Source organism: Bacteroidota bacterium (genome assembly GCA_016720935.1).
Taxonomy (GTDB): Bacteria; Bacteroidota; Bacteroidia; order AKYH767-A; family 2013-40CM-41-45; genus JADKJP01.
The window spans coordinates 445862-472573 of record JADKJP010000004.1 but is presented as its reverse complement, the minus strand read 5'-3'; the positions used below and the strand labels follow the sequence as shown (position 1 = coordinate 472573).

Below are 26712 nucleotides of genomic sequence, written 5' to 3'. Positions count from 1 at the left end.
AAATCCGGAAAATGTCCATCTGATGATTAAAATCCGCCACTTATCCAAAAGTCCCACCGGATATACATTTTGTATATCTATCAGATGATTCTGAATGTATCTTAGAGTCATCATTTAAAACAAATGGAGGAGAAAGCAGAAAATCCTCTCCCTCTCTGGAGGGCAAACAGAGTAAGCTTAAAAACAAAAAAAAATAAAGTCATGAAAAACTCAACTACAAAAAAACCAGCTGGCAAAAAACTTACTAAGAAAGAATCTAAAGCTGTTGTTGGTGGCAGAACCGTTAAAGGAAATGTTTCCAAATCAAAACTTCAATCAAGCACAGGAATTTCTTAATCGAATTGATTAGATTTTCAAGTGTAACGTCTCTCCCCTGTGAATAATCAGTAAAATCAATTTTAAAATTTAAAAAAATGAAAAACGAGAAAAACCCAAAGAGCCCGGCTTACGGAAAAAAGCTTTCCAAAAGTGAAGCAAAAGCCGTTGTTGGTGGAAGAAAAGCGAAACCAAATCCGCTGAAATCCAAGCTCCAGTCCAATACAGGAATTTCCTAAGGAATATTATCAACGGTTTTTCCGTACTGATAAATCACCGGAGGAGATACGATTCGCTGAATCTGTTATTGAGCATGCTAAATCAATATTGAACATGCTTTCCTGTTTAGACAAAACACTAAATGAGAGACCCTGTCTCTCATTTTCTATTTAAACCCGATCCTGTCCGGATTGGGTTTTTTAATATCCTTTATCTGATTTTCGATTTCATTTTGAATACTAAAAACCGGTTCAGACTTGCCGGACTTTATCCCGACTTCTGGTAAATGTTACTTTAAATCAAAAAATACCAAATGTGTAGTTCAAATAATTACACTAGTCTTCAGTCAATTGGACATTAACTGTCTCCGGAATTGCTTGGGGATTTTGACTTTTTTCTGTTAAAATAAAAAATTGTTTCTTTGATTCAGATTGGATTTCTGAAAACCAGGCTGAATATGTATCGAATTAGTCTATTGCCCCTTTTCATTTTTATCATGTACTGTTCCGGTGCTTTTGCCCAAAGCCGGGAGCAGGATAGTCTAAAAGCAATCATTAACCTCAATCGTAACGATTCAACCAGTGTGAATGCGCTGATTGAACTCTCAAAGACCTACCTGGCATCCAATGTCCAGTTGAGTTTACATTTTGCAGAACAGGCAAACCAACTGGCTGTAAAAATTCGATATGCCAAAGGGTTTGCTCTTTCTTACAAAGCAATTGCCATCAGTCATTTTAATAAAGGAGATTATGTGAAAGCGCTCCAGAATTACGAGTCTTCACTGGCGGTATTTGACTCTATAGGTGACAAAAAAGGAGCGGCGAACATCTACAGCAACATGGGTAATATCTATTTCAATAAAGGAGATGATGTAAAAGCCCTTGAATTGTTTTTGAAGTCACTCAAAATCGCGGAGGCGATCAACGATACACTCCGTATGGTCACTTGTATGGGAAACGTGGGTGCTGTGTATGCTCTGAAACAGAACACCTACCCCGAAGCACTCAGTTATCTCATCAGAGCTTATGATCTCTGTGAAGCGATGGCGGAAAGGGATGCCGGCTCAATTGGAGCGATTACAGTGAATATCGGAGAGATCTATTATAACAATGGCGTACTTGATTCAGCCCTTTATTATTATGAAATATCCCTCAAAGCTGTTGAAGGCACTCAGGACGAACCCTACACCCTGAACGATATTGGACTGGTCTATAAGAAACAGAAGAATTATGACAAGGCAATCGCCATCCAGAAAAAGGCTTATGATATTGCTAAAAGTCTGGAAGCAAAAAGCGATATATCCATTTCTTTGGTAGGTCTGGCCCAGACATATCTGGAGAAGCGGGATTATCAATCCGCTCTTTCCAGTTATAAGGAGGCAGAAAACTTCGCGAAAGAAATCGGCTCTAACTATGGGCTTCGTGATATTTATGAGGGCTTGTCAAAAGTTTATACGGCACAAAAAGATTATGCCAATGCAAATAAATACCTGGAGCTTCTGATCGGAATCAAGGATACATTATACAATATTGACGCGAATAAAAAACTGGGAACGCTTCAATTTACCTTTGATATCGAAAAGAAAGAAGGACAGATAAACCTGCTCACAAAAGACCAGGAATTGAAGGCAAAGGAAATCAGCAGACAAAAGCTTGTAAGAAATAGTTTCATAGGCGGTTTCGCGGTGGTATTATTATTTGCAGGTGTGTTTTTTACACAACGAAACAGGATCTCAAAAGAGAAAAAACGCAGCGATGAATTGTTGCTGAACATCCTGCCGGAAGAAACGGCGGAAGAGTTAAAGGCAACCGGAACCGCGAAAGCTAAAAGTTTTGATTCTGTATCAGTGCTCTTTACAGATTTTAAAAATTTTACACAAGCCAGCGAAAGACTTTCCGCGGAAGAACTGGTGCAGGAAATTAATTATTGTTACAGTGAATTCGATAAAATTGTAACCAAATACAATATTGAAAAAATCAAAACCATTGGTGATGCCTACATGTGCGCAGGTGGTTTACCGGTAGCAAACTCCAGTCATCCCGAAGATGTGGTCAGAGCCGGTATTGAAATGCAGGAATTCATTGCCCGTAATAAAAAGGAAAGGATGCAAAAAGATCAGCCTTACTTTGAGCTCCGGTTAGGAATTCACACAGGCCCGGTGGTTGCCGGTATTGTTGGTATTAAAAAGTTTGCATACGATATCTGGGGCGACACCGTAAATACAGCATCCCGTATGGAAAGTAGTGGTGAAACAGGAAAGGTGAACATTTCCGGTACGACCTATGAACTTGTGAAGGATAAATTCAAATGCTTCCATCGCGGAAAAATTCAGGCCAAAAACAAAGGTGAAATTGATATGTACTTTGTGGAAGGAGTTGCTTAATCAATTTTATTTTTTGTGCGGTAATTGATCCGGATTGTGAAAAATCTGAACCGGTCTTCTGGGTCAGCAATATCATAAGAATTTGTATATTTAGTTTTATTAAAACCCCTGAGCTATGAAACGCATTGCTTTATTATTCATTGCACTTTCTGCATTTTTACTCCAATCCACTTCTTCCGGACAGGGTCGTGTAAGCAAGGAAACTGCTAATAAAATAGTGCGTGGCATTCTTCAGGAGAAAATCAGACCCGGAATTTTCAAGGATGATAAATTTGTTCGTCATATTCCGGTTCAATATCGTTCAGAAGCACGTCAATATTTTTCGGATCGGATAAATACCACAGAAAGGGTTGTCAGCGGCGGGAGCGAGGCGGAATCAGAACTTCATGCGGCAATGAACCCTCTGGATAGCAATAACTGGGTCTGTTCCGCGAATGCTGTGGATCCAAATGGTTCAGCCACAACGGATGTTCCGGTAAATCATATTTATTATACACAGGACTTTGGTTCTACCTGGACAAGAAGTTCATTTGATCCTCTTCCAACTGTTTCAGGGGTAACAATAGCCGGAGGAGGGGATCCGAATTTTGCCTTTGATAAAAATGGAAGAGTGTATACAAGCTGGATAAATCTGTATTTACAGGGATTTACATCGATCACCTGGCAATTGCTTTGGGCTTATTCTGATGATGGCGGCATTACCTGGCAAAGAGGTGCGAATGCTTCTATTATTGAAACCACAGGACCGTTTTCAGCATTGTTTGACCCCTCCTTATTCAATGGCCCGGCTGCTGACAAGGAGTGGCTTGCTGTGGATTGTTCAAATTCGGCGTATCAGAACAATCTTTATTGCGCGTATTACGAAGTTGGCGGACCGAATAATTTAAATACTATAGCCGTGAGAAGAAAGGATGCTGCAGCTTCTTCATTTTCAAACTCTGTATATGTTTCGGATAATTCATTTCGTTTTGTCCAGTTTAGTGGAATTGATGTGGATGGATCCGGTAATATTCATGTTAGTTTTTTTGGATCACAGGACAGTATAAACTATGCTGTGTATCACAGTGTGTCCACTGATGGAGGTGCAAACTTCAGTGCTCCGAATAAGGTAAGTGATGTTCAGCTGTACAATTATTCATCAGGATTGATCGGACAAACCATTACCGGTATTGATGTGCAGCGGATGTATCCCTGTTCGTATATTGCTGCCGATCAAACCACAGGTTTATCCTCTTCCGGAAACGTGTATATGGTGTGGACCGCCAACGGAGTGAATACAAGTGGTCCGAACGCTGCGGATATTTACTTTTCAAGATCTACCGATGGCGGTGCCAGCTGGAGTAACGCGGTTCCTTTAAACAATACACTCAGCAGTGATCAAACAGAGCAATATTACCCGAGTATTTGTGTGAATGCATCGGGAGTTGTGATTGTTTCCTGGTATGACAGACGAAATTATCCGGGCACCGCAAACACAGATTACTATATCGCATGGTCAAATGATGGAGGAGCGACTTTTAACAACGATATCCCTGTGAGTAACCAACCAACGGATTTCAATACTGTTGGTGCCATAAATCAGAATTTTGGAATTGGAGAATACAATGCGGTATTGTCTACTGAAATGTATGCGATTCCAATTTGGAGCGATGGACGGACGAATGATGGAGAGATGAATCTTTATGCAGCTATCGTTCCACTTGTGTCCAATGTGGGACTTCCTGTTTTGAATAGTGCCGGAGTCATTTCCCTCAATGTATTTCCAAACCCTGTGTACGGTTTTGCTTCTGCTGAACTGAAATCTTCGGGAATTGAAAATGTCAGCCTGAAAATTTATGATAGTCATGGCGCTTTTGTAACATCAGTTTTTTCCGGTGAAATTACAGATGGTTTCAAAATCAACCTGCCTGTGAAATCCTTAAAAAGCGGGAATTATTCGCTGGTTCTCAGAAGTAAAAGAGGTTTGATCGCGAAGGAATTTGTAGTACTTCAAAATTAGTCCATTTTCCGACCTCCCTTTTCTGTTTTTATATTTTCCGGTTCGTTGACGGAGTAATTTCGATATGCTCATTTGCCGAAATATTTGTCGGGAATATTTCTTCTTATCGTACCAGAAAAGTGTGGCTTTTCGTTGACATTTAACTCATGCCATCAGAAAGTGCAAGATTAAGCCCATCTCATTCTTCCAATTAAATTTATTGTTCTTTCCTATGATAGGAATGTTGACAATAAGGATAAATTCCATCTGCTACCTGAGTTCTGTATATGAAAATTTATTAAATTCAGTCTGGCTAAGAATACTGCGAAATAAATCCCCTTAGGATCTGCGTAATATAAATACCTCGAAATGATGAAAAATCTGGAATACCGGGATGAAGTTTATCTGAAAACATTGATGGACAATGTAAGCGGTGCCATCATACGCACTGATAAAAACTATAAGATTAAAGTATGGAATAAAGTAGCGGAAGAAATTTATGGTTATTCTTCCGACGAAGTACTTGGGTCCTCTTATTTCAGTTTGTTAAAGAATAATGCGGAAGATTCGATTGCGTTCAAGAATGAAATAAACCACATGAATGAAGCTTTAACAGCAGAAGTCTTGCATCACAATAAAAATGGAAATGAAATCAATATTGTTTCGACGGCGATCTTTTTAAAGAATGAAAGCGGTGAAGTGAATGAGGTATTGTTTTTCAATAAAAATATTACAGAGCGAAAAAAAGCGGCTGATGAAGCCTGGCTGTTCGCCACATTGGTAGAACAAACCAGTGATGCGGTGATTTTTACAGATTTGAATTTTGTAATTCAAACCTGGAATAAAGGGGCGGAAAATTTGTATGGGTATAGCCTTCCGGAGGTAATAGGCAAAACTACCGGAGAAGTGTTACAGACAATAATTACTTCGGAAGAACGAAAACAGATTCTGGAAAGTGTAAATAAAAATGGACATTGGAAAGGAGAAAAAAGGCAGAAAAATAAAAATGGAGATACTTTGCATGTGCTGTCTTCCATTTCATTGATCAGGAATGTTTTCGGGGAACCAATCGGTTTGGTGGGAATAAATACTGACATCACCAGTCAGTACATTGAAAAATCTCAAATAGAAGAATTTAATAAGGGCCTTAAGAAAAAAGTACACGAACAAAATCAGGAATTACAATTCGTATTTGAAAGAATTTCTGACGCCTTCATCGCTTTGGATGCCAATTGGAATTATATATATCTCAATGAGAAAGCAGGTGAGCTTCATGGCAGGGTTCCGGCTGATTTAATTGGAAAAAATATCTGGGATGAGTTTCCGCAAACCAGGAACGAGCCATTCTACAATGCATTACACGAAGCGATGGCTTCCCAGAAACCCATGAACGTCCAGCTTTTTTCTGAAAGCACCGGACGCTGGTATGAAGACCATATCTATCCATCACCTGACGGAATTTCATCCTATTACAGGGACATCACTGCCCAAAAAAGGGAAGAAGACGAACGTCTGAAAATTACAGAGCGGGTCCGGTCCATTCTGGATCAGGCTTTTGTGGGCTGTATTGTTTTCGCGTTTGACTGGACTTATTTATATGTAAATAAAATAGCAGCTTCATATGGAGAAAGTACTCCTGAAAATTTAATCGGTAAATCATTTCTGGATATTTACCCAAGGGTCGTGAACTCCAAAATATTTAGCTGGTTGGATCAGTGTATGAAGGATCGCAAACCCTTGCATGCTGAATTTGATTATACTTTTAAAGACAATAGTGTAAGATGGTACGAAGTCAGTGTGGAACCTGTTGATGAAGGGATCTTTATTCTTTCCAACGAAATTACTGAAAGTAAGAAAGTGGAACGTGAATCTCAGATGCTGGCTGAGCAATTGAGAGAAATCAGTTCTTCTGTTCCCGGCGCGGTTTATCAGTTTGTGCTGACAACGCAAGGCGAAATGAAATTTACATTTGTAAGCGATGGGATAGAACAGCTGACCGGTTTAAAAAAAGAGGTGTGCTATGTTGATGCCCTGGCTGCATTTTCACTTGTCACTCCGGACTACATTGAGGAGTTGTTCCAGACTATCAGTGAATCAGCAAGCACCTTATTACCCTGGATCTATGTTTTTCAGATACGTGATAAACAAGGTGTTCTTAAATGGATCAGGGGGAATTCAATTCCGCGCAAATCAGAAAATGGTGATGTTGTCTGGAACGGGACATTCGCCGATATCACCGAGTTGAAGAATGTAGAAGCAGAACTCAAGGCCAGCGAGCTGAGGTATCGGACCCTGATCGAACATGCTTCTGATTTGATCTTCATCCTGGATGAAGACGGTGTGATTACTGACCTCAATCCGATTGCCTGTAATCGTTTGGGTTTTGATCATAAAGATGTAGTTGGAAAATCTATCGGAACCTTTATTGTATCTGATGTATTCCTATATCAGCAAATCAATGCAGAGCATCTCTCGAAAGGTCAATCTGTCTTGAGTGAAATTAAAATGCTCTGTAAGAGCAAAGAAATTGTTGAACTTGAAAGCAATATTAAACTCTTGCCGGATGGACGAATTCTGGTGATCGGAAGGGATCTTACGGAGAGAAAAATTGCTGAAGCAAAACGTTTGAAATCCGAACGCAGATATCGTCTTTTGTTTGAAAGAAACCTCGCGGGTGTTTACAGGACAACTGTTTCCGGGAAAATTCTGGAATGCAATGAAGCCGCTGCAAAGATGCTTGGGTATAATTCGGTTGCAGAATTGCTTGCTCTGAATACAGATGCTCTTTATTTTGATAAAGCGGAACGTGAAAAGTATCTTAAGTTACTGAGGGTAAACAATGCGCTAACGAATTATCAGTCTAAATTAAAAAGAAAAGACGGTAGCTCACTTTACCTTATTGAGAATATTTCACTTTCCAATGATCTGGAAATAGGAGAGGAGGTCATTGAAGGGATCGCAATTGATATTACCGACAATGTAAAGGCGAATGAAGAATTGCAGGATTCCAAAAACCAGTTCCAAAGCCTCGTGGAAAATATTTCAGGTATATATTGGGTAAGCGATCTGCTGCAAATGCAAACGCTATATATCACACCATCTTATGAAACCATTTGGGGCGGAAAATGTGAAGATTTGTATGAAGATACATTAGACTTCTTGAAACCAGTCCACCCTGATGACTACCAGGATGTTTATGATTTTTACAAAAGCTTAAATGAAACCCGAAATGCAAGCATCACGTTTCGCATCATCCGACCTGATGGAGCCATCCGCTGGATAGAGTCCAGAGTCAACGTTCAGGAGAATTCAAAAGGAGAGAAATACTCGTATGGTTATGCGGAGGATATAACGGAAAGAAAAACCGCTGATGAGGCGATCAGACAATCTGAGCAGAAGTATAAATTAATGTTTAAAAAAAATCCAATGCCGATGTGGATGGCATCAGCTTTGGATATGAAATTCATTTCCGCCAATGAAGCAGCGATTGAATTTTATGGGTATTCTAATGAAGAGTTTTTGAAAATGTCCACAACAGATTTGTTGGCGCAGACATCGGAGAACGAAATGGATAATACCTCAAGGATCAGAACGGGCTCAAAAAACAGCATGACACATGTAGTCGCTCATAAAAAAAGGAATGGCGATGTGGTTCAGGTAGAAATCAAGGAACATAAAATTGAATACAAAGGGAAGCCCGCGTTTCTGATCCTGGCTAATGACGTAACCGAAAAACTCATTGCGGAGCAAATGATGAAGCAATCCAATCTGGAATTGAGAGAACTTTCATCACATCTGGAAACTATTCGTGAAGAAGAGCGAACTACAATTTCACGGGAAATCCATGATGAGTTAGGTCAGCAATTGACAGGGCTAAAAATGGATGCTTCCTGGCTTAGCAGAAAAATTCCGCAGAAAGAAACTGTTCTCCAGGAAAAAATAACGACGATGATTTCTTTGATTGAAGATACGGTGAAATCAGTCCGTCGTATTTCTTCTGACTTGCGTCCGGGTATTCTTGATGATCTTGGACTTATCGATGCGCTTGACTGGGCAAGCGTGGAATTCGAACGCAGGACTGGAATTGAATGCAAGTTCAAGCCACCTGTTGAAGAAGTTTCCTTTGAGAAAAATTTATCTACAGGAATATTCCGGGTTTATCAGGAAGCACTTACCAATGTGGCGAGGCATGCCGGGGCATCCCGGATCAAAACAACATTTGATAAATCATCAGACAACTGGATTTTGGTAATTGAAGATGATGGAATGGGTTTTGATTCTTCTGATGTCATCAGTAAAAAAACACTTGGATTGATGGGTATGAAGGAAAGGGCAAAGATGTTCGGAGGCAAGTTAAATATTGCGAGTAAAGCGGGAGTCGGAACTGTGGTCAGACTTGAAGTTCCATTGAAGGAAGAAAATTAGCTAAATTAGAATTCACTTTCCGTATTTACTTCTGCTTTGAATCCGCCAATTCCGATTAAAAGCAGAGTGAAAGCTATAAAACTTTCACTTGTCCGGTTCTTCCTGAAATAGCAGGTGCGATCTCCTCTTTTGAAAGTAAAGGAAGACAAATCCTGAATTCTGTAAATTCGTTTTCTGCTGAATCAACAGTCATGGTTCCGCCATGTACTGCGATAATATCATGACTGATGCTTAGTCCGAGACCAGTACCTTCCCCGGAAGGTTTGGTTGTAAAAAAAGGATTGAAAATATTGTCCTTGATATGAGCTGCTATTCCAGTTCCATTATCGTAGACAGTAATACAGATTTTATCATTTTCAGGATTGTCGGAGGTTTTTATTCTTTCTGTTGAAAGCACGACCTTAGCCTTATATTCGCTTCCTGCCATTTTTCGTTTTTCATTCACAGCATAAAATGCATTTGTAAGCAAATTCAGAACAACTCTGCTGATGTCTTCATAAATTACAAAAATACGTGGAATATCTTTTTGCAGATTTTTTTGAAAATCACAATAAAAACCGATAATTCCTGAACTCATTCCATGGTATGCAATGTCTGCGGCATCACGGGTGATTTCGTTAATATCAGACAGGCGTTTTTGAGCCTTTTCAGAACGGGCATGCAGCATCATGCTTTGCAGAATCGAGTTGGCACGCGTACCGTGGAGATGGATTTTGGAAAAATTGCCTTTTAGAATTTCAATGACTTCCTGACGCTGCGTTGGATCATCCAGAGTAGCAAGTTCATCGAGTAATTCATTACTCGATTCAGAAAAGTTATTGATGAAATTGAGGGGATTTCGTAATTCATGTGCGATTCCTGCTGTCAACTGACCTAAAGATGCAAGTTTCTCTGATTTAACAAGTAAGTTTTGGGCGGAATGAAAATCTTCAAGGGTTTGACGAAGTTTTTGATTTGCATTTTCCAGAACTGAAGCCTGCTTTTGTAGGGTTAGATTTAACATTTTGGACCGATGCTGATAATAACCGGCTACACCGAAGGCGATCCCGAGAAACAAAGGCGCGGTGTCAATTATGTAATGCAAAGGGTTTTGCCTGTGCACCAGCAGAATTGATTCTTCATTCAGAGGTAATTTCAAATGTATCATCACATCGAAAATGATGGCAAACACCGGAAAGCACAAACCAAACAGTATTCCAAACAAGGCATATTGACAAGTAGATGTCCCGCAACTGATTGTGTAACTGCTTTTTTTCATGAAATGAAATGTACAAATAAATACGATGACTGAAAATCAATCGGTAAAGGAAGATAATAAGATTCTGTCAGATTATAGACAGATCATGTACCAGGTCTGTTTTACTTTTTTAAAGAGATAAATTTTGTAAACAGTTGTTTTGCATGGTTATTTCAAAAATTTTGATGGCGCTCAATGAATCAATACTATTCATTTGATCAATACTGATCAGTCAGATAAAACAAAATTAATCAAAATCTGTTCAGTAGTTTGGTATTCATGGATATTATCTTAAATTGAAACGTTGGAAAATTCAAATAGTTGTAATTTTCATATCTTTGCGCCTTCAAGACCTGAGGGATATTTAGGATTTGAAATGCTCTTTATTAGAAAGGAATTTATAAATCAAAATCAAATATAAACTATGAAAAGACAAGCGACAGCAGTTTGGAGTGGCTCGGGAAAAGAAGGCAAAGGACACCTTACCACTCAAAGCACCACATTGAATCAAACACAATATTCATTTAGTTCCCGTTTTGAACAGGGAGTTGGTACTAACCCCGAAGAATTGGTTGCCGCTGCGCATGCCGGTTGTTTCGCGATGAAATTGAGTTTCGTGCTCGGAGAAGCAGGATTCGTACCTGAAACTCTTAAAGCAACAGCGCATGTAAACCTGGAAGCGGGAAGTATCATTGAATCTCATATTGTGCTGAACGCAAAAGTACCCGGGATCTCAAAGGATGTTTTCGACACCTGTGTAAAAAATGCCGAAGTGAATTGCCCGATCAGCAAAACACTTAATTCGAAAATTTCCGTGGAGGCCACACTCGAAGGTTAATAGCTTTTTACTAGAACAGAATCAGGTAGTGCAAATAAGCTCCCGGTATCCATTTGATCTAGTTCAAAAGGATTCCGGGAGCTTAATTTTTTATGTTACATGAATTTATTTTCTGAATTTCATTTCCCTGTTAAAAATTATGTCACATTAATTTCATTTTCAGGTTAGGCTTCGTGTTAAAGTAGTTGAATTAATATAGGATTTGCTTACAGTGATCTACATTCGGGGTGGGTTTATTTTAAATCCTTGAGATCATTACATAAAAATTATCTTCCCTGAAGCCATGAAAAAATGTTATGTTGTTTGCCTGATGAATTTCCTCATCATATGTTTTTCTGATTTATCAAATGCTCAAATTTATCAGCCCATGCCCACGCAAAATGGAACCTGGAGCTCTGTTCGCTGCTGGTATTTTTATCCCGGAGGATGGCATGATGAATACAGTATTCAGCTGACAGGAGGTGATACACTTTTCAATTCTCATATTTATAAAAAGCTGTCTGTTCAAACACATCACGCTCCTGGGACCTTGTTCGATTCAGTTTATACAAATTTTCTGGGTGGGATGCGGGAAGTGAACAAAAGAGTTTATTTTTTCTCAGACTATTTGTGTAACGACACAATAGAACGACTGATCTATGACTTCAATCCGACAAATATCGGTGATACCGTTCGTGCGCAGGTGTTGAGTAACTTCCCTACATTTATTGACCGCATCATTGTTGGGATTGATTCGGTACAAACCGGTTCTCTCTATCATCGCCGCGTCACTCTTGCGGATACAAATGGAATACCATGGGAAACCTGGACCGAAGGTGTAGGCAGCAGTTTGGGTTTGGCATATTCGGGGTATTATTTGCTTTCGGATAACAGCTATGATCTCACGTGTTTCCGGGTGAAAGATGTCGTTTTGTATTCAAATCCTGCTCCGTATTTCTCTTATTGCACTCCTCCGATGCCTCATATTGTTTGTGATTCGGCCATCAATGCTGTTCCTTCGATATATAACAGCCTCTTCTTTTCAGTCTTCCCTAATCCTGTAACAGATTTTTTTACAATTGATTCAAAAATGAAATACAAAGCTATCAGGGTTTTAAATTCTATTGGAGAAGAAGTGTTGTTTGTGTCAAATAGGAATGAAGTTGATATCAGAGATTTATCCATTGGTTTATATTTTATTCAGCTCGTTGGCATAGAAAATAATGTCATTTCAGCCTCTCGTTTTATCAAATTGTAAATTTTAATCGTCTGACAATCCAGGACCACTTTTACTTGTCGATACTTGCTTAATACTTTTTATTTAATATCTTAGTTCCATCATTCAGTTGTTGGATCTTCCGTTTTAGCTGTTTAATTTCTTTTTTAAATTAAAGCTGATTGTTGCGAAACTAACCTGATATGGTATTGTATATGGAGTCCAGAAACCATTCAAACGGGGCGGAACTGAAAAGCCAGATGAGTAGGATCTTTAAAATTATTATTTATGGCAACAACAGTACCTGTATTTAAAAATGAACCAATAGTCGTTTTGCTACTGGGTTTGGTGACCTGTGGATTATACCTGATTTATTGGAATATTAAAACCGCGCAAGTAATTAATGCTGTAGCGGAGAAAGAAGTGATCTCCCAGCCCATAGCAATTTTTGCCGGTTGTTGTCTGCCTGTGAATTTGTATTTTTATTATCTGGCAGGCAAAGAAGGTTTGCCAAAGATTTATGAAAAAATCGGGGAGCAGGGAAAAGATCAAAGTACCCTTTTGTTAATTCTTGGTTTTCTTTTTCCCATGGTTGCCGCAATGATCGTTCAAGGTGATATCAATAAATTATACGAATAAAATTTTGAGCAACAGAAAAATCCTCGGGATAACCGGTGCCTTATTCGCCCTGGTTATCCCGGCGATTATTTTATGGATGAATCCTCATATCGAGGGAGAGCAATCTCTTTGCCCGTTTAAATTACTCACCGGATTTCCTTGCCCTGGCTGCGGGCTTACCAAATCAATGATTTTTTTCTATGAAGGCGATTTGAGCAGAAGTCTGAGTTATCATTTATTCGGACCGGCGTTTGTGTTTTTTTGTTTGCTTGCTATTGTTACACTCTCCGCTGAACTATTTACACGGAAGGAATATTTTAAAAAATATCTGTACAACATGAACCTGGCCTATACAGCAGGTTTCCTTCTTGGCTCTTACCATCTGATTCGTTTGGTGATGTTTGTCATGAGTCATTCAATGACGGATATTCTCAGGGAATCGGTTTGGAAATAAAGATTTTCGTGGCATTGGAAATATTGTTTTGCCGGAACCGTCCCTCAGTGGAGCTTTAACATTTATAATACAGAATAGTATTTCCTTAATTGAGGTACATCATATTGCCCTTGGAGGTATTGGCTCACCTTTGTCAAAAAAATAATTATGATAGAAAACCTCTCATTGGCTGAAATTGTGAAATCGAAGCCTGAAACCGCGGCGCTGCTGGAAAAATACGATCTTGATTTTTGTTGTAAAGGGAAAATGAAATTATCAGATCAGGTAAAGGATCCTGATAGATTGAAAGATATTATTGGGGAATTGGAGATTGTTTTTTCAAAAGGAAAAATTCAAGAAGTCAACTATGAAGAGCTCTCGTTGACAGCCCTGGTGGACCATATTCTGCAAACGCATCATACATATGTGAAGGAAGTGATGCCTTTAATTTTGCTGCATCTTGAAAAGGTCGCTGCTAAGCATGGCGATAGGTTTCCCTATATGAAAAGAATCCTGGCTCTTTTTTTTGAAGTTAAACATGATTTGGAACAACACCTGGTGAAAGAAGAGATGATTCTTTTTCCTCAGATCAAATTGATCGAAGCCGAAAAGTCATCAGAAAAAAATCCTGAAACACCATTCCGTGTGGACATGCCTATTTTAGTAATGGAAGAAGAGCATGAAGTAGTCGGCAAGCTGATGCAGGAAATTCGCTTATTGAGCAATCATTACACAGCACCGGAAGGCGCTTGTATGACATTCATGGTAAGTCTGGATGAATTAAAGAAGTTTGAAGAGGATTTGCATATCCATGTCCATCTTGAGAATTTCATTCTTTTCCCCAAGGCGATTCGTCTCCAGAATGATCTCTCCGATAAGGTCTGAGTTACTAAAATTAGTTGATAATCAGTTTCCGGGTGACAGAATTTCCACGACTGTCCGTGATTCTCAAATAGTATATTCCGCCAGAAAAATTCTGAATGGAAATTCGGTTTTGTTGACGATGGACGTCTTGTTGTTTTAAAACGCTGCCGAATATATCGATCAATTCCACTTGACAGCTCAGATCAGCAGCAGTATTTGTGATGTTGATATTTACAAAATCGCCTGAAGGATTAGGGTAAATCTCAATTGAAAGTGGATTCGATAAACTCCCGGGTGTGCTCGTGATCAAAGAACCTGTACTGTCTGTTTTGATAAAATAAAAGTAAGTGTCATTGGTGGATTGATCAGTTGTCGTACCAATGATGGCGAATCCTCCATCATTGGTTTCAATTAGCTGCCTTGCCTGGTTTAAACCCAGTCCGGTAAATTCTCTTGACCACAAACTATCACCATTGCTATTGGTTTTCATCAGGAGTATTCTGTAATCAAATCCGCTGCCAGAGGATGGATATTGAACTGTACCAATGAGCGCGAAGCCACCATCCCGGGTTTGAATCACCGAAGGAAAATCGTTTGAGTTTCTGACAGTATAAGTTTTTGTCCAAAGACTGTCTCCATTATTGTCTGCCTTCAACAACAAGAGATCAATGAATGATTGTGTGCTACCGCTCACTTTGTAGCCAACAGCCAGGTAGGCACTGTCGTTTGTACTGGTTACTGAATTGCCCGCATATCCCGCATTGATATTTGCAGGGAATCCGTAGTCTTTCTTCCATGTAAGGGTGCTGTCAGTGGATACTTTCGCGAGAATGAGATGAGGAAAGGGGTTGCTGAAATCACCACAAGCAACAACAAGGGATGTATCAGGTGAATTGATAAAAGACGTGTTACTACAATTGGAAACTTTGTTGACTTCAGTCGACCACAATACCGATTGATTTGTAGAATCTATTTTCCATATTCTTAAAAATTCCTGAAAAGGATAGCTGTCATTTTCCAGAAGCGCGAAATTGCCATCAGCCAGTTCCATAGCGGAAATTCCATAGTGAGAGAACGATCCGCTGTTCAGTACTATATTCCATTCTTCAGTACCAATGCTATCGGTTTTTCTATAAACAGCTGAATAAGGTGAGGCATAATTTGTTCCGGCAAGAATAAGTCCGCTATCGGAAGTCATGCGAATACTTTCCAGACCGCCATCAATAAAGTTTTGTAGCCAGAGTAAATTTCCTTCCGCATCCGTTTTGATCAGCATTCCATCGTTATCACTGTTTCCACACAAGACAAAATTTCCGTTTTCTGTTTGAATCAGACCGAAACCCTGATTATTTCGTTGAGTAATACCAAATGTTTTTTCAAATACAAATTGAGCTGTAATTGTTGAAACCTGCCCAATGCTCAACATTACAGTTGCTAAAACACAATTTAAAAAACGGGGATAAATTTTCATACTGATGGAATTGCTGAAAGTTGGAATTGTTTTTTTTGAGATGATATTTTGAATGATAGGCAGGATTCCGATTGAATTGATTTGTGAATAAATGTTAGCAATTGTTAATCTGTTTTAAAATTTAGCTTAAGCAAATCTAAATGAAAAGACAGGGTGGACTGCATAGACAAAAATAATATCTTTGGCGAATCCCCATGTTTAAGCTTTTATCACTTTACCAACAAGCTTTTTCCAGGCTTCAAAGAAATATCTGGATCCTTTCGGTCGCGATGTTTATCAACCGGAGCGGTTCCATGGTTTTACTTTTTACTTCCTTGTACATGACCAAGGAGCTTCACTTTACCATTGCTGACGCCGGGTTTATCATGAGTTTTTACGGGATAGGAAGCGTTCTTGGCAGTTATACCGGCGGATGGCTTACCGACAGGATGAATTACTTCCATATCATGCTGTTTTCTCTCATTACCTGTGGTTTGATACTTCTCCTGATGCTAATTGCTACTTCAGTATGGGCAATTACAGCAATTATATTCTTTTATGGCTTTACAGCCGATATTTTTCGTCCGGCAAACTCAACTGCTATTGCTGAATACACTTCGCCTGAAAACAGAACCCGTTCGGTATCTCTCGTAAGACTGGCAGTAAATCTTGGTTTTTCGGTAGGGCCGGCCATTGGTGGATTCATTGCCTTGTATCTCGGTTACAAATGGTTGTTTGTAATCGATGCAGCTACCAGTTTCCTCGCGGCTCTTATGTTGTTTACCTATCTTCCAAGACAGAGAACGCATGTAAGACATAGCAAAAATGCTGTCCTGAATGATCGGACTACTTCTGCTTACAGAGATGGAAGATATTTGCTTTTCATTTTGTTGGTGGCCTTATACGGAACCTGCTTTTTTCAGCTTTTCGCGAGTATTCCTCAGTTCTTTAGCACTGTTAGCAAATACAATGAGGATACGATTGGACTTCTGCTTGCATTGAACGGATTGCTCGTTGTTTTGATCGAAATGCCATTGATTGCCTATTTTGAGAAATCAAAACGGATCTTTTCATTCATCGTCGCAGGCTCCTTGTGCTTGCCTCTTGCCTTCCTGATTTTATTTTTTGGAAAAAGTATGATGGCTTTTGCCATTTTGTATACACTGATTATAACAATGTCCGAGATTTTCGCGATGCCTTTCATGATGAATTTCGCATTGTCCCGACCATTGAAGGAACGCCAGGGACAATACTCGGCATTGTATTCCATGGCCTATGGAATCGCCACCATTTCGGCCCCTTCGATTGGGCTGGGAATTGCTGATCATTATGGTTTCAACACCCTTTTTGTATTTCTGATTACCATGAGCCTGGTGGTTGCGATCGGATTTGCAATTCTTGGGAAAAAGGAAAAAGCAAAACAAATTCAACTTTCAACAAATTGAACAGGCGGTAATTTGAATGCATAATTTCCATTTTTTTGGAGATTAAAGGACTTCATTTTTCGTTTCAGCAGCACTTTTTTTTCAATTCCCCATTGATAAATAATTGATATCTCATCGGTGTCATTCCTTTCACAATTCCTCTTTATTTCTATCTTTCAGGATTGAAATGAAATTAATTTTTACCGTGGAAAATCAAATTTCAAGCCCTCAACTTACCGATGAAAAGACGCCATTGAAGAAGTCTTTTATCCAATTTGACAAGAAGCAACTTGTTAATCTTCAATATGTTCTGAGCAAGGAATTGTTGCGAACCAATAAAAATGGAGCCTATGCAAGTTCAACCATCATTGGTTGCAATACACGCAAATACCATGGTTTATTGGTTGCACCTCAGCCACAAATCGACAATGATCTGCATGTATTGCTTTCATCTGTAGATGAAACAGTTTTGCAAAAGGAATCGGAATTTCATCTCGCGATTCACAAATTCCCTGGAGGTGTATTTCATCCAAAAGGTCATAAATACATCACTGATTTTTCTTTCGATCCGGTTCCCACATGGACCTACGCTGTAGGAGGTGTTCTGTTAAAAAAGGAAATTGTTTTGTTGTCTGATAGTGATACCGTATTGATCCGTTACACACTTGAAGATGCACAATCGCCGGTACGATTGAGGCTCATGCCATTTCTCGCTTTTCGGAATTATCATTCCCTCAGCAAAGCGAATACCTACACACTGAAAAAATACACTGAAGTTTCAAATGGCGTGAAGCTTCGCTTATACAATGGATATTCTGAATTGGTCATGCAAACATCCCGTTCTTCCGAATATATTTCGGTGCCGGATTGGTATTACAATTTTGAATATTCGCAGGAGCAGGAGCGTGGTTATGATTTCAAGGAAGATTTATTCACGCCGGGTTATTTTGAATTCCCTATGAAAAAGGGAGAGCAGGTTGTTTTTGCAGCCGGTCTTGAAGAAATTTCTCCACGTCGCCTGCGTACACTTTTTCAAAACGAAACGGAAGCTCGTATTCCTCGAAATAGCTTTGAAAACAGCCTGATTACTTCCGCGCGCCAGTTCATTGTTCAACGGGATAAGAAAACTGAAGTCGTTGCAGGTTACCATTGGTTTGGAAGATGGGGACGGGATACATTTATTTCTTTGCCGGGACTCACCCTCGTTACTCAGAAACCGGATTTGTGCAAAGCTGTCCTGACTACGATGTCAGCGCAAATGAAAAATGGTTTGTTCCCCAATATGGGTAACGCCTATAACAGTGTTGATGCTCCATTATGGTTTTTTTGGGCATTGCAGCAGTATTGTCAGTTTACAGGACAAGAGGAAAACGTCTGGAAGACTTTCGGGCCGAAAATGCGTTCGGTTCTTGAAGCGTTTAAGAATGGTACTGATTACAACATTCACATGTTGTCAAACGGTTTAATCTACGCCGGAGTACCCGGGCATGCTCTTACCTGGATGGACGCGGTGGTCGATGGCAAACCGGTTACACCAAGAATCGGAATGCCTGTAGAAATCAACGCGCTTTGGTACAATGCGATTTGTTTCGCGTTGCAACTTGCACACAAATGCGACGATCAAAAATTTATCGAGCAATGGGTAGAATATCCGCCGCTCATCGCAGCTTCATTTGTGAAAACATTCTGGGATGAAAAACGCGGGTATCTTGCTGATGTTATCAATGGAGAAGAGAAAGACTGGTCTGTGCGGCCCAACCAGGTTGTTGTGGCTTCATTGCCTTTTTCTCCGGTTGATGATATGATTAAAGCGGCAGTTTTGCTTAAAGTTCAAAATGAATTGCTCACACCACGCGGATTACGCACATTATCTCCAAAGGATCCGGCTTACAAAGGCACTTATTTCGGTGATCAGAAAACCCGTGACAGAGCCTATCACCAGGGAACCGTGTGGCCCTGGTTGCTCGGCCATTTTGCCGAGGGTTATCTGAATGTGCACGGTAAAAACGGAATTCCATTCATTCGTCATCTGTACGAAGGTTTTGCGCCGACTTTGATGGAGCATGGAATGTCTACCATCTCTGAAATTTACGATGGAGATCCGCCGCACAGGGCAGAAGGAGCTATCTCCCAGGCTTGGAGTGTTGCCGAAATTTTAAGAATAAATTATCTCATCAATAAATTTAACAAACAGAAAAGTTCTGTGAATACAGAGTTGTAAAATTATTGGAGCAGGAGAGAGAGTGAACTAAAATTATAAGGATCTTTGCATTTTAATTTTTAGCAGGGAAGGCATTCAGAAAGTATGAAAGTGTTAATGTTTGGGTGGGAATTTCCACCGCATATTTCGGGAGGATTGGGTACAGCGTGTTACGGTTTGTCAAAAGGCTTACTGTATAACAACGTGGAAGTACTCTTTGTTGTTCCCCGGATGTATGGTGATGAAGATGGAGAAAGCATTCGCCTTATCGATGCCAGCGATGTGTTGTTGGATGTCAATGAAGTGAAATACCATGAAGTTTGGAGAAAGCTCACTGTTATCGGAGTTCATTCCATCCTCATTCCTTACATGTCGCCGGAAGAATTTGCGCGTGTAAGTACTTTTGCAAGACTTGAAAAAACAGATATAGAAAATTCGGTTTTCAGAACGAAGTTTCAGTTCAGTGGAAAATACGGCCATGATTTGTTTAAAGAAGTGGCCCGATATGCAGTAGTTGCCGCTAAAATCGCGGCATCTCAGGAATTTGATATTATCCATGCGCATGACTGGCTCACGTATCCTGCCGCAATTGCTGCGAGGGAAGTGAGCGGCAAACCTTTTATCGCCCATGTTCATGCTACTGAATTTGATCGTTCAGGTGAGAATGTAAACCAGGAGATCTATGAAATGGAACGCCAGGGTATGCAGGCCGCTGATAAAATTATCGCGGTAAGCAGGTTTACAAGAAATATCATCATTACACGTTATGGTATACATCCGGATAAAGTAAAGGTGGTACATAACGCGGTTATGCCGATGACTCACCAGCAACGTCGTCCGGAACGTTATTTCCCTGAAAAGCTGGTTACCTTCCTTGGTCGTGTCACATTTCAGAAAGGGCCGGACTATTTCGTGGAAGCGGCTTACAAAGTGTTGAAGAAAGATAAGAACGTACGTTTTGTAATGGCCGGTACAGGAGACATGCTTCCGAAAATCATTCGTCGTGTCGCGCAGTTGAGAATTGGATCGCGTTTTCATTTCTCCGGATTTCTCAATGCGAGAGAAGTGGATCATGTTTTCGGACTGAGTGATGTGTATGTAATGCCATCGGTGTCCGAGCCATTCGGCATTTCGCCGCTGGAAGCAATCCGTTCCAATGTTCCGGTAATTATCTCGAAACAATCCGGCGTTGCGGAAATTCTCAGACACGCGCTCACCGTTGACTTCTGGGATGTGGATGATATCGCCGACAAGATCTACGGTTTGCTTCATTACAAAGGAATTTCAAAAATGTTCATCCATCACGGTAAGGACGAAGTTGAAAATCTGAAATGGGATGATGCGGCCTGGAAAGTGAAGAATGTTTATGAAGAAGTAGTACAAATGAAAAATTCATTAGCCTTTCACGGGTAATCGCTTTACATAAGCGGGATGTCCTTGAGAAATTCAGGCTGATGGTTCTCAGATAATAATTGATTAGAATATAATTCCCCGATTCTCTCCACCATGCGTTCCATCTGCTTTTATTTTCAAGTGCATCAACCAGTGAGGTTGAGGCGTTACCGGTTTTTTGAAATCGGTAAAAATCATCAGTATTATGATGATCATGCCAACCGAAGCATCATGCAGAAAGTGGCGGCGAAAGGATATCTTCCCACCAATCAAATGTTGCTGGATTTGATCCGTGAATATGGACAACAGTTCAAGGTTTCGTTTTCTGTAACCGGTACAGCTCTCGTACAGATGGAAAAATATTCTCCTCAGACACTTGCAAGCTTTCAAAAGCTTGCCTCGACAGGTTGTGTGGAATTTCTGGGAGAAACCTATGCGCACTCTTTGTGCTCATTGAAAAGCAAAGACGAGTTCGTGAATCAGGTTGAGTTACACAAGGAAAAAATTAAGGAACATTTTGGACAGGAGCCTACTGTATTCCGGAATACCGAGCTCATCTATTCTGATGATATCAGCGAAATGGTAGAGGAGATGGGCTTTAAAGCTCAGTTAACTGAAGGAGCAAAGCAAATTCTCGGATGGAAAAGTCCGAATTATCTTTATTGCAGTGCCCGCCGACCCAAGCTTAAATTATTGTTAAAGAACTTCAGACTGAGTGATGATATCGCCTTCCGGTTTTCTAACCGTGACTGGCCCGATTGGCCATTGACCTCCGAAAAATTTGTCGGTTGGTTGAATGAATTACCTCCGGAGGAGGAAATTGTAAATCTGTTCATGGATTATGAAACCTTTGGAGAACATCAGTGGGCGGAAACCGGCATTTTTGATTTCATGCGCCATTTGCCCAAAGCACTGTTTTCAAATTCAAATTATAAGTTCATTACACCTTCCGAAGCGGTTGAATCCCTCAATCCGGTTGGACCGATTCATGTTCCTTTCCCGATTTCATGGGCTGATGAAGAGCGTGATCTTACCGCATGGCTGGGTAATGATTTGCAGGATGATGCCTTCGACAGTCTTTATCGTATGGAATCTATAATCAGGAATTCTACTGATCCTGGTATAAAAAAAGACTGGGAGTATCTGCAAACCAGCGATCACTTTTATTACATGTGTACAAAGTTCTTCTCTGATGGAGATGTACACAAATACTTTAATCCTTACGACACACCGTATGAAGCATTCATTAATTATATGAATGTACTGAGTGATTTTACCCTTCGTGTGGAAAAAGCTGAATCAGCAACTCCAAAAAAAGCGCCTGCAAAGCGCAAAAAGGCTAAGACGACAGAACAGGGAGTGGCCTGATCAGATTGAATAAATTCTCAAAGCATATCTATCCTATCAAGTAAAGCACAATACAATCACTATGCAAGAAAAAAACATGAGCAGACCAGATTACATTTTTGAAGTGAGCTGGGAAGTATGTAACAAAGTGGGTGGTATACATACCGTGATCACCAGTAAATCAGATACAGTTGTTCAGGAGTGGGGAGAACATTACATCGCGATCGGACCGGATGTATGGAAAGGAAGTGGCGAACATCCTGAGTTTGTGGAAGACACCTCACTTTTTTCTGCCTGGAAAGAAAGAGCATCGGCTGAAGGATTGCGGGTGAAAATCGGAAGATGGAAACAAGCCAACGAAGCGATTGCGATCCTGGTTGATTTCACTCCGTTCTTCCATATGAAGGATGAAATTTTCGCCAGTCTATGGTCGGGCTTTAAACTTGATTCACTTACCGGTCAGTGGGATTATATCGAACCGGCGATGTTCGGTTACGCGACAGGAAAAGTAATCGAGAGCTTTTATAAATTCCATTTGTCTTTCAAAGACAAAATCATCGCGCAGTTTCACGAGTGGATGACCGGAACAGGTGTCTTGTACCTGCACGAACGTGTTCCGCAAATCGGAACTGTTCTCACCACGCATGCAACTGTTGTTGGTCGTTCTATTGCCGGAAATGGCTGGCCTTTGTATGATAAACTCGCGGAATACAATGGCGATCAGGTTGCCAAGGATTTTAATGTATTGGCGAAGCAATCCCTCGAGAAAAAAGCCGCTCATTTCGCCGATTGCTTTACGACCGTCAGTGAAATTACGGCAAAGGAATGTGTTCAGTTTCTGGATGAATCACCTGACATCATTACGCCCAATGGTTTTGAAGTGAAAATGGTTCCTGACGATGGAAGCTTTGATGAAAAACGATTGATCGCCCGCAGGAAATTATTCGCGGTCGCGAAAGCAGTGACCGGCGCGGATCTGCCGGAAGACACAATGTTCCTAGCGAAAAGCGGTCGTTATGAATTCAGGAACAAAGGTATTGATGTGTTTATTGATGCGATGGGCAAACTAAATTCAAATGTCGCGCTCAACAAAACTGTTGTGGCCTTCATCATGGTTCCTGCGCATCATACTGGTGCCCGTAAAGACCTCGCTGAAAGATTGCAAAATGGTTCTGTTCCGGCCACTCCGGAAAATCTCACACATTGCCTGCAGGATATTGATACAGATCCGGTAATGAACCGTCTGAAGAGCAATCATCTCAACAATTCAGCAGGCGATAAAGTGAAAGTGATTTTTGTCCCAACATATCTCAATGGTGACGATGGAATTTTTGATCTACATTATTATGATCTGATCATAGGATTTGATTTATCCGCCTTCCCTTCATATTATGAACCCTGGGGATATACTCCTTTGGAAAGTTTAGCCTTTCATGTACCTACGATCACTACCCAGTTGGCCGGTTTCGGTAAATGGATGCGCACCAATCTTGGAAATGTCAATACAGGAATTTTTGTGGTCGATCGTAATGACATCGATGCGGATGAAGCGTCTCAAAAAATCGCGAACATCGTCTTGGGTTACACACAGAAAAATAAAGACGAGGTTGCCATCGCACGTGATTCGGCTTTTGAATTATCAAAGACTGTACAGTGGCATAACCTGATCGAGTATTACAAACAAGCGTATGATATCGCATTACAAAAAAGCGAAGGCCGCGAGTATTTGTACCGTAATAAACATGAAGTTTCACCAATTGAACGGGGAATCATCAATTATCCAAAAAGCAATCAGCCTAAATGGAGAAGGATTTTTGTTCAGTCTGAATTCCCGAAAGCGCTTGAGCCCTTGCATGAACTTTCCAGAAATCTCTGGTGGTCATGGAATCTCGAGGCGGCGGAGTTGTTTGAGATGATCGATGCTGAATTGTGGGAGAAGTACAAAAAAAATCCGGTCGCTATGCTGGATGTTCTTCCATATGTCAAATTGAAACGACTGGAGAAGAATGCGGCCTTCCTTGAAAAGCTGGATTCAGTGTATGCTTCCTTTAAAAAATACATGGAGCAACCCAAAAATCTGAATTGGCCGAAGGTTGCTTACTTCTGCATGGAGTATGGATTGAATCACATCGTCCGCTTGTACTCCGGAGGTTTGGGTATTCTTGCCGGTGATTACCTGAAAGAAGCCAGTGACACCGGTGTTGACATGGTTGGAGTTGGACTGTTGTATCGTTACGGATATTTTAAACAAACTTTATCCAAGCACGGAGAGCAATTGTCAGAATACAAATCGCAAAAGTTTTCATTCCTCCCGATTCTTCCGGTTCGTGATGAAGAAGGAAACTGGATGAAAATTAGTCTTGCTTTCCCCGGCCGACGTGTTTATGCCAAAATCTGGAAAATAAATGTTGGACGAGTTCCTCTGTATTTACTCGATACAGATATCGATGAGAACAGTTCAGATGATCGTTTCATCACCTATCAATTGTATGGAGGCGACCATGAAAACCGATTGAAGCAGGAGATGCTTCTCGGAATAGGAGGAGACCGTTTGCTGAAACAGCTTGGAATAAAAGCCAATGTCTACCATTGCAATGAAGGTCATGCGGCATTTGTTGGTCTGGAGCGTATTCGTGATCTCATCATTTCTGAAAATATCACGTATGATGAGGCATTGGATATTGTAAGAGCATCAACTTTGTTCACGACGCATACTCCTGTACCTGCAGGACATGATGTGTTCACTGAAGAAATGATACGCGCTTATCTCAGCGAGTATCCGACCATCTTCAATATTCAATGGGAGAAATTTGTTGGTCTTGGAAGGGTAGATGAAAACGATACACATGAGAAATATTCCATGAGTCATCTCGCCGCTCACGTTTCGCAGGAGATCAATGGTGTAAGTGAAATTCATGGAAGAGTATCGCAGGATATGTTCCAGCACCTCTGGCCCGGATTTATGCCGAATGAACTCCATGTCAGTTATGTGACTAATGGAGTCCATTATCAAACATGGACGGCAAAACAGTGGCAGGTTATTTTCCAGGAAATGTTCAAGAGCAATACTCCATTCCGAAAGGTGGATGAGCAAATGAAGCAGGCAATGCTGAAAATGCCAGAGCAAACTATCTGGAATATCCGCCAAGAGCTGAAACGTGATTTGGTGAAAGTAATGCATGATAAAATTCGTGCTGACATGACCCGTCGTCATGAAAATCCCAAGGAAATTATTGAAGTCAGTGATTCTCTGCGTGAAGATGTCCTGGTGATTGGTTTTGCGAGGAGATTTGCAACCTACAAACGTGCACATCTGCTTTTACAGAATATCGATCGTCTGAAGGAAATTCTCAGAAACCCGGCGAAACCTGTACAGTTTCTTTTTGCAGGAAAAGCACACCCGAATGATAAAGCAGGTCAGGATCTAATCAAAAAGATTGTCGAGATTTCAGAGCTGCCTGAGTTTACCGGAAGAATCATTTTCCTTGAGAACTACGATATGGAAGTGGCCAAATATCTTGTTCAGGGTGTAGATGTATGGCTTAATAATCCGGATCGCGGAATGGAAGCCTCCGGTACCAGTGGAATGAAAGCATCGCTTAATGGCGTTCTGAACTTAAGCGTGTTGGATGGTTGGTGGTGTGAAGGTTATTTGCCGGGCGCAGGCTGGGCTTTGCCGGAGGAGAACACGTTTGAACGCAAGGATTTTCAGGATGAACTGGATAGCGAAATGCTCTATCACTTGTTGGAAAAAGAAGTCATTCCGCTTTATTATGACCGCAACAAGGAAGGAGTTCCATCCGGTTGGGTAGATATGATTCGTCATAATTTCGCTGAAATCGTTCCGCGATTTACCACACACAGGATGATTGATGAATACATCCATAAGTATTATGTGCCATTATTTGAGAGAAGTAAAAAGATCTCGAATAATAATTTCAAGGAGGTTAAAGAGCTTTCGGAGTGGAAACGGCACGTTATCGCCAACTGGGGATTGATCAAGATTATCGATACAGTCATTCACGACTCCGCACAAAAGCCTTTGCCGATGGGAGAAGAGTTTCATGCGGAAATAGTACTCAGTCTGGGTTATCTGAATCCGGAAGATATCGGAGTGGAAGTATTGTTCATTCAGAAAACCGGAAAAGGCGATCACCGCGAAATTATTTTCAAAAAGGAGTTGACACTGGGACATACAGCTCGCCGGCGTGCTACCTATGAAACTACATTCCCGGTCACTCAATCCGGAGTCTTTGAATATGGTTTCAGGATTTTCCCGAAACATCATTTGTTGCCAAACAAAATGGAATTCAACCTCGTGAAATGGGTTTAGTTTTTTAAGCTAAATTAGAAAGGGGATAAGCTGGTTAGCTATATCCCCTTTCTAATTTTGA

Annotated in this window: 17 protein-coding genes; 15 read left to right on the top strand and 2 right to left on the bottom strand. The window is 40.6% G+C overall.

Going from position 1 to position 26712, the window contains the following annotated elements:
- Positions 1-123 precede the first annotated feature (123 nt).
- From IPP86_06025 to IPP86_06005, 5 genes are all read left to right on the top strand, one after another.
- A complete protein-coding gene (locus tag IPP86_06025; protein MBL0138074.1) occupies positions 124-336 on the top strand; it encodes a hypothetical protein in 213 nt (70 codons plus the stop codon).
- 77 nt (positions 337-413) lie between these two features.
- Positions 414-554: a hypothetical protein gene (locus tag IPP86_06020; GenBank protein ID MBL0138073.1), complete on the top strand. Its 141-nt coding sequence runs from the start codon at positions 414-416 to the stop codon at positions 552-554.
- 437 nt (positions 555-991) lie between these two features.
- Positions 992-2917, top strand: coding sequence for a tetratricopeptide repeat protein (locus IPP86_06015; GenBank protein MBL0138072.1), 1926 nt, complete (start codon positions 992-994; stop codon positions 2915-2917).
- 115 nt (positions 2918-3032) lie between these two features.
- On the top strand, positions 3033-4916 hold the full coding sequence (locus IPP86_06010) for an exo-alpha-sialidase (protein ID MBL0138071.1): 1884 nt from the start codon (positions 3033-3035) through the stop codon (positions 4914-4916).
- A gap of 348 nt (positions 4917-5264) precedes the next feature.
- On the top strand, positions 5265-9320 hold the full coding sequence (locus tag IPP86_06005; protein MBL0138070.1) for a PAS domain S-box protein: 4056 nt from the start codon (positions 5265-5267) through the stop codon (positions 9318-9320).
- Positions 9321-9393: 73 nt separating this feature from the next.
- Here the strand turns inward: IPP86_06005 and IPP86_06000 are convergent, their stop codons facing one another.
- The gene (locus tag IPP86_06000; GenBank protein ID MBL0138069.1) at positions 9394-10578 is read right to left on the bottom strand and encodes a two-component sensor histidine kinase; all 1185 of its coding nucleotides are present in this window, start codon (positions 10576-10578) and stop codon (positions 9394-9396) included.
- A 403-nt stretch (positions 10579-10981) separates the two neighbouring features.
- Here IPP86_06000 and IPP86_05995 point away from each other — a divergent pair, with 403 nt between their 5' ends.
- The 5 genes from IPP86_05995 (at position 10982) to IPP86_05975 (ending at position 14526) form a co-directional block, all read left to right on the top strand.
- Complete coding sequence (locus tag IPP86_05995; GenBank protein MBL0138068.1) at positions 10982-11395, top strand: OsmC family peroxiredoxin; 414 nt, start codon at positions 10982-10984, stop codon at positions 11393-11395.
- A gap of 367 nt (positions 11396-11762) precedes the next feature.
- Positions 11763-12632: a T9SS type A sorting domain-containing protein gene (locus tag IPP86_05990; protein MBL0138067.1), complete on the top strand. Its 870-nt coding sequence runs from the start codon at positions 11763-11765 to the stop codon at positions 12630-12632.
- Positions 12633-12878: 246 nt separating this feature from the next.
- On the top strand, positions 12879-13229 hold the full coding sequence (locus IPP86_05985) for a DUF4234 domain-containing protein (GenBank protein MBL0138066.1): 351 nt from the start codon (positions 12879-12881) through the stop codon (positions 13227-13229).
- Complete coding sequence (locus tag IPP86_05980) at positions 13204-13662, top strand: DUF2752 domain-containing protein (protein MBL0138065.1); 459 nt, start codon at positions 13204-13206, stop codon at positions 13660-13662. Before IPP86_05985 ends, IPP86_05980 begins: the two co-directional genes overlap by 26 nt.
- A gap of 165 nt (positions 13663-13827) precedes the next feature.
- Complete coding sequence (locus IPP86_05975; GenBank protein ID MBL0138064.1) at positions 13828-14526, top strand: DUF542 domain-containing protein; 699 nt, start codon at positions 13828-13830, stop codon at positions 14524-14526.
- Positions 14527-14536: 10 nt separating this feature from the next.
- On the opposite strand, the gene IPP86_05970 is transcribed toward IPP86_05975, so the two are convergent.
- Positions 14537-15976 carry a T9SS type A sorting domain-containing protein gene (locus IPP86_05970; GenBank protein MBL0138063.1) on the bottom strand — a complete coding sequence of 480 codons (1440 nt, stop codon included), beginning with the start codon at positions 15974-15976 and terminating at the stop codon, positions 14537-14539.
- A 194-nt stretch (positions 15977-16170) separates the two neighbouring features.
- Between IPP86_05970 and IPP86_05965 the strand changes: the two genes are divergently transcribed.
- The 5 genes from IPP86_05965 to glgP all read left to right on the top strand — a co-directional run bounded on the left by IPP86_05965 (position 16171) and on the right by glgP (position 26651).
- Complete coding sequence (locus IPP86_05965) at positions 16171-17400, top strand: MFS transporter (GenBank protein MBL0138062.1); 1230 nt, start codon at positions 16171-16173, stop codon at positions 17398-17400.
- A 166-nt stretch (positions 17401-17566) separates the two neighbouring features.
- On the top strand, positions 17567-19600 hold the full coding sequence (locus tag IPP86_05960; protein MBL0138061.1) for a glycogen debranching enzyme family protein: 2034 nt from the start codon (positions 17567-17569) through the stop codon (positions 19598-19600).
- Between the two features lie 84 nt (positions 19601-19684).
- Complete coding sequence (locus tag IPP86_05955; GenBank protein MBL0138060.1) at positions 19685-20992, top strand: glycosyltransferase family 4 protein; 1308 nt, start codon at positions 19685-19687, stop codon at positions 20990-20992.
- 93 nt (positions 20993-21085) lie between these two features.
- On the top strand, positions 21086-22339 hold the full coding sequence (locus tag IPP86_05950; protein MBL0138059.1) for a polysaccharide deacetylase family protein: 1254 nt from the start codon (positions 21086-21088) through the stop codon (positions 22337-22339).
- Between the two features lie 61 nt (positions 22340-22400).
- Positions 22401-26651, top strand: a complete 4251-nt coding sequence (gene glgP / locus IPP86_05945) for an alpha-glucan family phosphorylase (GenBank protein MBL0138058.1) — start codon at positions 22401-22403, stop codon at positions 26649-26651.
- Positions 26652-26712: the final 61 nt, after the last annotated feature.

What these genes read in the sequence shown, in the direction of transcription:
- IPP86_06020 (MBL0138073.1), top strand. Translation starts at nt 414, where the DNA reads ATGAAAAACGAGAAAAACCCAAAGAGCCCGGCTTACGGAAAAAAGCTT.
- IPP86_06005 (MBL0138070.1), top strand. Translation starts at nt 5,265, where the DNA reads ATGATGAAAAATCTGGAATACCGGGATGAAGTTTATCTGAAAACATTG.
- IPP86_05990 (MBL0138067.1), top strand. Translation starts at nt 11,763, where the DNA reads ATGCCCACGCAAAATGGAACCTGGAGCTCTGTTCGCTGCTGGTATTTT.
- IPP86_06010 (MBL0138071.1), top strand. Translation starts at nt 3,033, where the DNA reads ATGAAACGCATTGCTTTATTATTCATTGCACTTTCTGCATTTTTACTC.
- IPP86_05970 (MBL0138063.1), bottom strand. Translation starts at nt 15,976, where the DNA reads ATGAAAATTTATCCCCGTTTTTTAAATTGTGTTTTAGCAACTGTAATG.
- IPP86_05955 (MBL0138060.1), top strand. Translation starts at nt 19,685, where the DNA reads ATGAAAGTGTTAATGTTTGGGTGGGAATTTCCACCGCATATTTCGGGA.
- IPP86_05960 (MBL0138061.1), top strand. Translation starts at nt 17,567, where the DNA reads ATGAAATTAATTTTTACCGTGGAAAATCAAATTTCAAGCCCTCAACTT.
- IPP86_05950 (MBL0138059.1), top strand. Translation starts at nt 21,086, where the DNA reads ATGCGTTCCATCTGCTTTTATTTTCAAGTGCATCAACCAGTGAGGTTG.
- IPP86_05995 (MBL0138068.1), top strand. Translation starts at nt 10,982, where the DNA reads ATGAAAAGACAAGCGACAGCAGTTTGGAGTGGCTCGGGAAAAGAAGGC.
- IPP86_05965 (MBL0138062.1), top strand. Translation starts at nt 16,171, where the DNA reads ATGTTTAAGCTTTTATCACTTTACCAACAAGCTTTTTCCAGGCTTCAA.
- IPP86_05985 (MBL0138066.1), top strand. Translation starts at nt 12,879, where the DNA reads ATGGCAACAACAGTACCTGTATTTAAAAATGAACCAATAGTCGTTTTG.
- IPP86_06025 (MBL0138074.1), top strand. Translation starts at nt 124, where the DNA reads ATGGAGGAGAAAGCAGAAAATCCTCTCCCTCTCTGGAGGGCAAACAGA.
- IPP86_06015 (MBL0138072.1), top strand. Translation starts at nt 992, where the DNA reads ATGTATCGAATTAGTCTATTGCCCCTTTTCATTTTTATCATGTACTGT.
- glgP (MBL0138058.1), top strand. Translation starts at nt 22,401, where the DNA reads ATGCAAGAAAAAAACATGAGCAGACCAGATTACATTTTTGAAGTGAGC.
- IPP86_06000 (MBL0138069.1), bottom strand. Translation starts at nt 10,578, where the DNA reads ATGAAAAAAAGCAGTTACACAATCAGTTGCGGGACATCTACTTGTCAA.